Genomic DNA, 10,127 nt, shown 5'->3' with positions numbered 1-10,127 from the left:
GCTGGCGGAACTGATCATCGACGGCATCAAGACCAACGTCGAGCTGCAGATGAAAATCATGTCCGACGAACATTTCCAGCAGGGTGGCACCAACATCCACTATCTGGAGAAAAAACTCGGCCTGCACGACTAAACCAATCCTCTCGCCGCCATTCTGCCGTTGGCGGCATTTTCTATCCTGACAGTAAAATCTGGAGGTCAGTTTGTCTGAACTTTCCTATGTGACAGGCGACTGTCACTCAGCCTGGTCAACGTATTTGACGCAGGTTGAACGCGTGTTGCCACTGCTGGGCGATCTCAGCCGTTGGGCCGATACGTTGACGCATCCGAAGCGGGCATTAATCGTTGATATCCCTCTGGAAATGGATGATGGCTCAGTGCGTCATTTTGAGGGTTATCGCGTGCAGCACAATTTGTCGCGTGGGCCGGGTAAGGGTGGGGTGCGTTTCCATCCTGATGTGACGTTGCAGGAGGTGATGGCGCTCTCTGCATGGATGACGGTGAAGTGCGCCGCACTGAATTTGCCGTTTGGCGGAGCAAAAGGCGGCGTGCGTGTCGATCCGGCAACCTTATCCCAGAAAGAGCTGGAGCGTTTAACCCGGCGCTATACCAGCGAGATCGGCAATATGATTGGTCCCCAACAGGATATTCCCGCCCCTGATGTTGGAACCAACGCGCAGGTAATGGCGTGGATGATGGATACCTGGTCGATGAACGTTGGCGCCACTACCACCGGCGTAGTGACCGGCAAACCGGTGCATCTGGGCGGGTCACTGGGGCGCGTCAAAGCCACCGGGCGCGGGGTTTTCGTCACCGGTTGCAGCGCTGCGACTAAGCTGGGCATTGATGTGCCAGGTAGCCGCGTGGCGGTGCAGGGTTTTGGTAACGTTGGCAGCGTCAGCGCCGAACTGTTCCATGCGATTGGGGCAAAAGTGGTGGCGGTGCAGGATCACAAAGCCACATTGTATTTGTCCAGCGGAGTGGATATCCCGGCGTTACAGACGTGGCAGCAGGCTCACGGTAGTATCGCGGGCTTCCCGGGTGCTGACACCATAGCGGATGAACATTTTTGGACGCAGCCTTACGACATTCTGGTGCCTGCTGCGCTGGAAGGGCAGATTACTGCTGAACGTGCCAACCAACTGAAGTGCAGCCTGATTATTGAGGGGGCAAATGGCCCAACGCTACCGGAAGCGGATGATATCTTGCAGCAACGCGGCATTGCTGTGGTGCCAGATGTGATTGCGAATGCGGGCGGCGTGACGGTGAGTTACTTCGAATGGGTGCAGGATTTCTCCAGCTTCTTCTGGAGCGAAGAGGAGATCAATCAACGGCTGGACAGCATTATGCAGCACGCGATTGAAACGGTGTGGCATAAAGCGGATGCGCTGAACGTGACATTGAGAACAGCGGCTTACGCTGTGGCCTGTGAACGGATCTTGCTGGCAAGAAAGGATCGCGGGTTGTATCCGTAATTTGCGAGTGGCGGTGACTCAAACGAAAAATGGCGGCCACAAGGCCGCCATTGGCTTATCGCCAAGGGTATCAGAACTGATACACCAGACCCAATGCTACCTGGTCATCATTTGGCAGACCGAGTTTATTGTTATCGTCGAGCAGGTTGATCTTATACGCCACGAAGGTCTTCATGTTTTTATTGAAGTAGTAGGTCAATCCTGGTTCAAGGAATTTGAGCAGGTCTTCGTTTCCAATACCCTCGATATCTTTGGCTTTAGTTTGTACCCAGGAGATGGAAGGGCGGATACCGTTCAGGAACTGGTATTGCAGCGTGGCCTCCAGGCTTTCGGTTTTATTCGCGAATCCACTTTCGCCGGTTAAGCTATTGCTGATGGCGTAGGCATTACGGGTCTGGCCGTAGAAAGCGCCAAAGTACCACTGGTTATCATCGTATTTCGCGCCTACTGCCCAGCTTTCACCCTTTGCACCCCGTCCGTAAACGCCCTCGGCATTCTGTGCATTAGTTCGATCCAGATTGGCATAACCGCCCACCACGCTCACACCAAAATCGGTGGCGTAGCCAAGTGACGTTGCCCAGCCATCACCGTTGGCTTTACTGATGGCATCACGATCATTTTTGCCTTGATACTGCAAACCAAAGTTCAAACCATTGACTAAACCAAAGAAATCGCGGTTACGGTAGGTGGCGACACCGGTTGAACGGCCGCGCAGGAAGCCATCGGCGGTGCCGGTTGGGCCGCCAAATTCGGGCAGTACGTCAGTGTAAGCAATGGCGTCATAAACCAAACCATAGTTACGGCCATAGTCGAAGCTACCGTATTGGCCCACTTTTACACCCGCAAACCCAAGGCGCGTTTTATTACCGCTTTGCGCGTCGCTGCCTTCGCTATTGTTGAGCTGTGCCTGATATTCCCACTGACCATAGCCGGTCATCAGGTCATTGATCTGCGTCTGGCCCTTAAAACCAAAGCGCATATAAGATTGATCACCACCTAAGCTGTCGTTGCTGGAGATATAATTCTCTCCCTGCACCTTGCCGTACAGATCTAATTTGTTTCCGTCTTTATTGTAAATCTCGGCGGCTTGACTGAATGCAGAAGCGAACAGGGCGCTGGCGATACAAAGTTTTAAACTCAGCTTCATCATTTATCCTCGTCGGAGTATTTGTCATTTTGTTGGTATAAGCACCGCGCAAACTGGCTGCACGATGGAAGGAATCAGGAAAAATTTCCGCTGGCTGTTAAGTTTGTCGAACACACAATATTGCGTCGAGTGAAACACACCAGCAGCCAGCCAGCGGATGAAGCGCACACATCAAAGATGCCGTCAGGTAATGACACAGGTCAGCGAATTTCGTTGGGTAGGATATTTATTATTGTAATTTTTTTAGGTAAGTTTCTGCGTTAACGAAACGTGCGAATCACCATAGGGGGATATCAGGATTACCGATAAGATAATTTTGTTTTGGCTAAATATTATTTTCTTATTTCATTGCGCGCTAATAATACGATGCATCCATATAAAACACCTATCCGGAGACAAGTAAACCTTCTTACCGTCCAAAATCAATTATCGATAAAGTCACAGTAGCCTACGGTACATTACGTGCCCGGCAAATATGAATGTGGCGGAAACTATGAATATCCGACGTCTGAAGTCGTTCATTACCATTGTTGATATGGGTAGTATTACTCGCGCGGCCGATGCACTGCATATCGCGCAACCAGCGCTTAGCCAGCAGTTAGTGGCTCTGGAGGAACATTTTAAACGGCAGTTGTTGATCCGCAGTCAACAGGGCGTAGTGCCAACTGAAGCCGGTAAAGTGCTGTACGGCCATGCGCATGCCATGCTGCGTCAGTTTGCGCAAGCTGAGGTCGACGTCCTCAGCGCAGGACAGCGTTTATCGGGCCGGGTTTCGGTTGGGCTGGCACCGTTTAGCGCCGCATCCACGCTGTCGATGGCGTTGTTGAGTGAGATGCGGGTGCGCCATCCGGGTATTCTGTTGCATCTGGTTGAGAGTGTGGGGCAAGCCTACAGTGAATTAGTGGTAAATGGTCGGCTTGAGATGGCACTGTTGCACGGCAGCGGTGGGGTTAAAGGACTGCATTACGAACCGCTGCTGGAAGAAACTTTCTATTTTGTTGCTCACGCAGATTTTGATTTCGATGATGATGGTGGGGCGCTGCAAGTCAACCAACTCAGCGCTTTGCCTATGCTATTGCCACCCTCTTATAACTTTGTCCGCCGGGCCATTGATGAAGCCTTTAGCCTGCATCACCTGAGTTTGAATGTTGTAGGAGAGCTGGAGGCGGTAAAAAGCATTGCGCGCGCTGTAGATGCGGGCCTTGGTTGTACCATCATGCCGAAAGCGATTGCCGAGCGTATTCAGTCAGAATCCCGGGATGTGGTGATCCGATCCATCAGTGGCCCTGCCATCAGTCAAACGCTCTCTCTCTGCGTCTCCGATCGTACTCCGCTGTCTGAACCTGCAGCTGCAGTGCGCGAATTGCTCATCGAATTGACCCAAAGTCTGTGACCGGCAGGGAATCAAAACCCACACAATGACTTTTATTGATTAAATCACACTGGCGGCCAGCGAGATGATGCCGCCATTTTCTGCTAATCCAACAATAATCTATATTTTCTCAATCCTCTCTTTTCGCCCATAACCGAAATGAATATGCGCATTGTGAAAATGTATTGGGACGACAGCAATCAATTACATTAACGTTTTGTGACGCAGAAATTTAAAGGGCAATAGACGTCATTTTAATTGCTTATATTATAACGCGGAATTTCTGACTCTACATAGTTTTCTCTGATGTCGTCATGATTTTTATGGCGTAGTGCATGATATTGTCTGGAGGAATTCCGATGACTGCTATTCCCACGCCGATGCCACGGGTGAAATTAACCAGTCGCTGGCAATCGCCCGCTTTGTTAATTATTCCGCTGCTGGCGTTTCAACTTTTTTTCTTTTTTGCCCCGGCCGTTAAATTGATGTTGTTCAGTTTGATGACACAGTCTAGCGATGGAAATATCGGTGCCCCCTGGACCTTTAGCCATTACTGGCATTTCTTTTCAGTGGCGCTCTACAGCGATGTGTTATGGAACACATTGCGCATCAGCCTTATCACGTCTTTGATTGCTGCAGTATTAGCCTATCCGGTTGCGACGGTGTTGGTGCGGGGTAACGTGTTGCTGGCACGTATTTTAACGCTAGTGATCATCGCACCGTTGGCCGTGAGTGTAGTGGTGCGCGCCTATGGCTGGCAACTGATCCTGAATAATGGCCCTACCGGATTACTGAATTATGTGCTGTTGCATCTCGGATTTATTGAGCGTCCCAACGCGTTAATGTTTACAGAGTGGGCGGTAATTATCGCGTCACTGCAAATCTTCTTTCCCATGATGGTGTTGCCGCTGGCGTCAGCGTTGGGAAAAATTGATGGCAATTTGCCATTTGCAGCCCGAACGTTGGGTGCGCCTCCGTGGCAGGTGTTTCTCCGTATCACCTTTCCACTCAGCCTGCCGGGGCTGGTCGCGGGGATGACCCTGGTGTTCTCGTTGGCGGCGGGTTCTTATGTTATTCCCGCGCTAATCGGTGGCCCGCGCGCGCAGATGCTGGGCAACCTGGCCGAGCAACAGATCGTCGCGGTGTATGACTGGCCATTCGGTGCCACCATTGCTGCCATTCTGGTGTTTATTGTGATTACGGTAAATACACTTTCAATGAAGTTACTCAGCGGACGCCGTCTGCCAGGAACGGCAAAATGAATGTGCGTTTACAAGGCTGGGGCGGGGCGGCGCTATATGTTTTCGCCGCAGCAATGATGGTGTTTATCCTTGCCCCGATATTGCTGATCATCGCGATTTCCTTTTCAGATGGATATTTTGTCAGCTTCCCTCCCAGTGGATTCACGCTGGACTGGTACAGCAAAGTACTGGGTAACAGTGAGTTTACCGGCGCGCTGCTGTTCAGCACGCTGTTGTCATTAGGCACCACGTTATTCTCTCTACTGCTTGGTATTCCGGCGGCGTTTGCGCTGGTACGCGGCAATTTACCCTGTGCCGATTTGTGCAAAGGTCTGCTGTTGTCACCGCTGATATTCCCGGTGCTGATCACCGGCCTTGCTCTGCTGCAGTTGTTTACCGGCTACGGCTGGAGCAACGCCAAACTCAACCTGTTACTGGCTCATACCGTGGTGACGTCGCCATATGTGGTGCGCACCGTCATTACCAGCCTTGAACTGGTTAATCCCAGCCTTGAAGAAGCCGCACGGACGCTTGGCGCCTCGCGCTGGGCCACGTTTCGTCAGGTGATCTTGCCACAGATTGTGCCGGGTGTGATGTCCGGTGCCATCTTCTGCTTCATGGTGTCTTTCGATAATTACCCGGTTTCGATGTGGTTAGCCGACTCGGAAAATACCCCGGTGCCGGTCGTCCTTTATCGCCAAATCGGCACCGTGTTTGATCCCTCCGTTGCCACCATGTCAACGCTGATTATTTTACTCGCCACCGTGGTGGTCATCATTTTGGAAAAATTGGTTGGCCTGCGTCGTGCGATGGCCGCATAACTTCACACCAGAGGATGTTCTATGAGTGCTATGAAACGCCGTACCTTTATAAAAGCAGTGGCGGGTGCCGCGCTGCTGCCTTATATCCAGGTGAAAGCCAATGCCACCGACCGTGTGTTGCAAGTGGGCGTGTACAATTCGGCACAGGGCGCGCTGATTAAACAGAAAGTCCTGCCGGAGTTTGAGAAAGAGTACAACTGTAAAGTGCTGACCACGGAGGGCGCTACGCTGGCGAACATTGCTGCACTGCGTGCCACCAAAGCCAAACCCGTGTTCAGCGTGATGTCGATGGACGATATTGGCGTACCTCAGGCGAAAGCGGAAAGTCTGATCGATCCGTTGCCAACTGAAGGTATTCCTAACCTGAAAAATGTTTTTGACCGCTATTTGCTGAGCGATCGCTACGGCGTGGGGTTCTCGGTTTCGATGGCCGGGCTGTTTATCAATCCGCAAATGACCAAACCGATTGCGAGCTATAACGAAATTTTCACGCCGCAGTTTGCACACCAAATGATTTTGAACACGCCTAAGAATACGCAAAGCATATTAATGCTGATCGTTGCTGCCGCGCTGGCGACCGGCAAGCCGCTGCAGGAAGCGCAGTATGAAATCGATAAAGGCTGGGACAAGCTGGCGGAACTCAAAAATAACGTGATGACGGTGTACGACGGCGAAGCGCAGGTGATGATGGTGGCGCAGGGGCAGGCGATGGTGGGTGGCATCGAGTATTCAAAAGCCATTTACCCGCATACCAAAAAAGGGATTCCGCTGGATATGACCTTCCCGAAAGAGGGCGCGTTTACTGGCATTAACGGTTTAGCGTTAGTGAAAGGGGCACCACAACGCGAACTGGGGCTGGCGTGGATTAACCGTTTGCTGGATGCAGATGTGCAGAAGATGCTGGCAGAAGTGACGCTGAGTGCGCCAACGGTGCAAGGCATTAACTTTGATGAGTCTACACTGAAATATCTCGCCTATCCCGAAGAGAAAATGCAGCAACTAAACCTGTTCACACCGGATTGGACCTACATCATCCCGCGTCGCGCCGAGTTACTGGAGCGCTACAATCAAACCTTCAACGCGTGAGGCGATGATGCAGCGATCTTATGAAGTACGGCTTGATAGCCTCAGCAAACATTACGGCAAGACCGTGGCCGTTGAGAATGTCTCATTAACCGTGAATGCGGGCGAAATCCTGGCGCTACTCGGTCCCAGTGGTTGTGGCAAAACCACCTGTTTACGCATGGTGGCGGGGCTAGTGACACCGACATCGGGTGATATTCTCGTAGGAGGACGATCGATTCTGGAAACGGCAGTGCATCGCCGCAATATTGGATTGCTCTTCCAAAATTACGCGTTGTTCCCGCACATGACCGTTGAAGAGAATGTGGCGTTTGGCTTGAAGATGCGCGGACAGTCGCGCAGCGAATACAGTGACCGTGTGGCAAAAGCGCTCGATATGGTACAGCTCAAAAGCTATCGTGATCGTTTACCTGCACAGCTATCTGGTGGCCAGCAGCAGCGCGTTTCCCTGGCACGTGCGCTGGTGATCGAACCGGATATGCTTCTGCTGGATGAACCCCTGGGGGCACTGGACAAGAGTCTGCGTGAAAGTATGCAGTTGGAGATCCGTCAACTTCAACAGCGTCTCGGTTTGACCACCATTATGGTGACGCACGATCAGGATGAAGCACTGACCATGGCGGATCAAATCGCGGTGATGCAGGGTGGCAAGCTGGAGCAGGTGGCGAGCGCCGCCCAGATCTATCAAAAACCGGCCACGGCCTTTGTGGCAGGCTTTATCGGTGCCTCAAATTTCCTCTCTGCCGAAGTGATGCATTCTCAAAGCGGGTGCAGTGAATTGCAGACTGAAAGCGGTGTGCGTTTGCTGGTGGAGGGGGAGTTAAAAGGTAAAGCGACTGTGACAATTCGCCCTGAAGCGGTGCGTTTATCACCATTACAACAGCCGCTGGGGACGGCCACCTGCAATGCTACGGCTGCGGAGGTGATACAGGTGGTGTATCGCGGCTACATGTTGCACTACAACCTGCGCCTTCCCAATGGGGAAACCCTGATGGCGTGGAAGCAAACGCAGGGTGGAGACGATCCGCAGAATTTTGTCGCTGGAGACCGCGTGCTGGCAGAGTGGAATAGCGACAGTAATCACGTGGTGTATGAGTAAGATGAATTGCGGCCTTTGGGCCGCACTTTGCGTGCCACACTTGATTCGGCCAGAGTTAAAGCGTCTGTGCATAAGCTTCAAGCTGATCGGCAACCATGCCCCAGCCGCTATGAAAGCCCATTTTTTCATGTTCGGCGCGTGCTTCAGCGTTGCGATGCCTGGCAATGGCAACGTAACGAGTCGCGTGCGGATTGAGCGGTTCCAGTAGCAATATTGCGGTCATGAAAGGATGCTCAGCAGGTTTCCATCCTTCTGTATAGGTATCGGTAAAAACCAGCTTCCGACCCGGTATCAGCTCCAGAAATACCCCTTCGTTGCGCATTTCATTCCCCTCCACCTCAAAAATCGTGTTGAACCGACCACCAGGATGCAGATCGATATCGCAACTGACTAACTTATGAGGCTTAGGCACAAAAAAGTGTTGGAGATGTTCTGGTGTGGTCCAGCAGCGCCAAATCACATCGGCGGGTACTTGCAGGGTACGCTCAAGCTGTAAGTCGGTGTCGGCATCAAGAATCATCATTTTTTCCTGCTCGCTGAATATCATTTCAACAGTGTAGATGCGAAGCAGAAAACGGGTTAGCTGAGCGGGCGGATACCCTGACAGAACAGGCTAAGCGTGTGCTGGACAATCAGCTCCGTATCAAACTCCGGCTCATTGGCGAAGCGTGTGAAGGGCACGAGTATCATGCTCAGGATGGAGGTCATCAACAAATCGGGATTTAGCGCCGCATTTAATAATCCCTGCTGTTGCCAGCGCACAATCAAAGCCCTGACTTTGTCTCGTCCCGCATGACCATATCGTTCTTTAATGTGCTGACCTAAGCCGTGAGAACCGCTGGTGACTTCTTGCATCCACAGTGGGGCAAACCAGTCATTGTTCAGTACTATGTCAGCGATTTCACGAATAAATCCACTAAAAGTAGTGACAGGGTCACTTTCGTCGTTGTTGAAGTGAGCTTCAAGACGCTGGCGTAGCGGTAAAAAGCGCTCCTCAACCACCACATCTAGCAACGATTCGCGCGACTGAAAATAGTAGTTGAGCATTGCCGGACTCACGCCAGCTTTACGTGCAATCGCATTCAGCGAGGTTTCAGCGATGCCGCTTTCGGCATAAATCGCAAGCGTAATGTCCAACAGGTGCTCGCGCTGTTGTGCAGTGATGGCTCCGCCCCGAGGACGTCCAGGACGGCGGGGTTTGGCAGAGGTTGTCTTATCATCAGCTGGGACTTTTTGTGCGGTCATCTTTACGCGCTCACTTGTTTCATGTCAGACTTCGATCAATATTAATTGTGTATTTAATTAATTTCAATTGGTGTCTGATATGAAACCTAAAACACTTGTGCCGCACTCAGGCAGTGGAGAAGAGCGTCTTCCTTCCGTCCGCTTGCTGATGGGCGCATTGATGCTGGTCATGCTGCTTTCCGCCCTTGACCAGACCATCGTCTCGACAGCACTGCCAACCATTGTGGGTGAATTGGGCGGGCTTGATCGGCTGTCGTGGATCGTCACGGCCTACATGCTGGCCTCGACAATTGTTGTCCCGCTTTACGGCAAGTTCGGCGATCTGTTTGGCCGTAAAACGGTGCTACAAATCTCGGTCATCTTGTTTCTCATCGGCTCGGCACTGTGTGGCCTGGCGCAAAATATGGAGCAACTGATCTTTACCCGCGCACTGCAAGGTCTCGGCGGTGGCGGACTGATGGTGGTCAGTATGGCGGCCGTCGCGGATATTATTCCACCAGCAGAACGCGTTGGGAGAGGGGCGGGTAGGGGAAGAGTGGAAACACAGGGGGTCAAGGGGGGGCTCGCGGCTGTGTTATACAAAAAAAAACAGAATATGAAAGTCAACGATTCGTACAGGCGCAACTACATAGAGGACGCACGCG

General features: G+C 52.0%; 10 protein-coding genes. 7 read left to right on the top strand and 3 right to left on the bottom strand.

Annotated elements, in window-relative coordinates:
* The first annotated feature begins 203 nt into the window (after positions 1-203).
* Positions 204-1,475 (top strand): Glu/Leu/Phe/Val dehydrogenase, encoded by a 1,272-nt coding sequence (locus H7A81_RS22420; protein WP_182058765.1) that lies wholly within the window; start codon positions 204-206, stop codon positions 1,473-1,475.
* A gap of 70 nt (positions 1,476-1,545) precedes the next feature.
* On the opposite strand, the gene H7A81_RS22415 is transcribed toward H7A81_RS22420, so the two are convergent.
* Positions 1,546-2,625 (bottom strand): porin, encoded by a 1,080-nt coding sequence (locus tag H7A81_RS22415; protein ID WP_304622200.1) that lies wholly within the window; start codon positions 2,623-2,625, stop codon positions 1,546-1,548.
* Positions 2,626-3,115: 490 nt separating this feature from the next.
* On the opposite strand from H7A81_RS22415, the gene nac reads away from it, so the two are divergent.
* The 5 genes from nac (at position 3,116) to H7A81_RS22390 (ending at position 8,238) form a co-directional block, all read left to right on the top strand.
* The gene (gene nac / locus H7A81_RS22410) at positions 3,116-4,015 is read left to right on the top strand and encodes a nitrogen assimilation transcriptional regulator NAC (RefSeq protein WP_182058763.1); all 900 of its coding nucleotides are present in this window, start codon (positions 3,116-3,118) and stop codon (positions 4,013-4,015) included.
* Between the two features lie 338 nt (positions 4,016-4,353).
* A complete protein-coding gene (locus H7A81_RS22405; RefSeq protein WP_166934442.1) occupies positions 4,354-5,256 on the top strand; it encodes an ABC transporter permease in 903 nt (300 codons plus the stop codon).
* Complete coding sequence (locus tag H7A81_RS22400; protein WP_166934444.1) at positions 5,253-6,056, top strand: ABC transporter permease; 804 nt, start codon at positions 5,253-5,255, stop codon at positions 6,054-6,056. Before H7A81_RS22405 ends, H7A81_RS22400 begins: the two co-directional genes overlap by 4 nt.
* 21 nt (positions 6,057-6,077) lie before the next feature.
* On the top strand, positions 6,078-7,142 hold the full coding sequence (locus H7A81_RS22395) for an extracellular solute-binding protein (RefSeq protein WP_182058762.1): 1,065 nt from the start codon (positions 6,078-6,080) through the stop codon (positions 7,140-7,142).
* A 7-nt stretch (positions 7,143-7,149) separates the two neighbouring features.
* The gene (locus H7A81_RS22390; RefSeq protein ID WP_182058761.1) at positions 7,150-8,238 is read left to right on the top strand and encodes an ABC transporter ATP-binding protein; all 1,089 of its coding nucleotides are present in this window, start codon (positions 7,150-7,152) and stop codon (positions 8,236-8,238) included.
* Between the two features lie 55 nt (positions 8,239-8,293).
* On the opposite strand, the gene H7A81_RS22385 is transcribed toward H7A81_RS22390, so the two are convergent.
* Both H7A81_RS22385 and H7A81_RS22380 read right to left on the bottom strand, forming a co-directional pair.
* Positions 8,294-8,758 (bottom strand): SRPBCC family protein, encoded by a 465-nt coding sequence (locus H7A81_RS22385; protein WP_182058760.1) that lies wholly within the window; start codon positions 8,756-8,758, stop codon positions 8,294-8,296.
* 59 nt (positions 8,759-8,817) lie between these two features.
* Positions 8,818-9,483 (bottom strand): TetR/AcrR family transcriptional regulator, encoded by a 666-nt coding sequence (locus H7A81_RS22380; RefSeq protein ID WP_182058759.1) that lies wholly within the window; start codon positions 9,481-9,483, stop codon positions 8,818-8,820.
* 79 nt (positions 9,484-9,562) lie between these two features.
* Between H7A81_RS22380 and H7A81_RS22375 the strand changes: the two genes are divergently transcribed.
* On the top strand, positions 9,563-10,127 hold a 565-nt coding region (locus H7A81_RS22375; RefSeq protein WP_255479021.1), incomplete at its 3' end, for an MFS transporter.

It is taken from the genome of Pantoea sp. ME81 (assembly GCF_903970985.1).
GTDB lineage: Bacteria > Pseudomonadota > Gammaproteobacteria > Enterobacterales > Enterobacteriaceae > Pantoea > Pantoea communis.
This window is presented reverse-complemented; position numbering and strand designations above follow the sequence as displayed.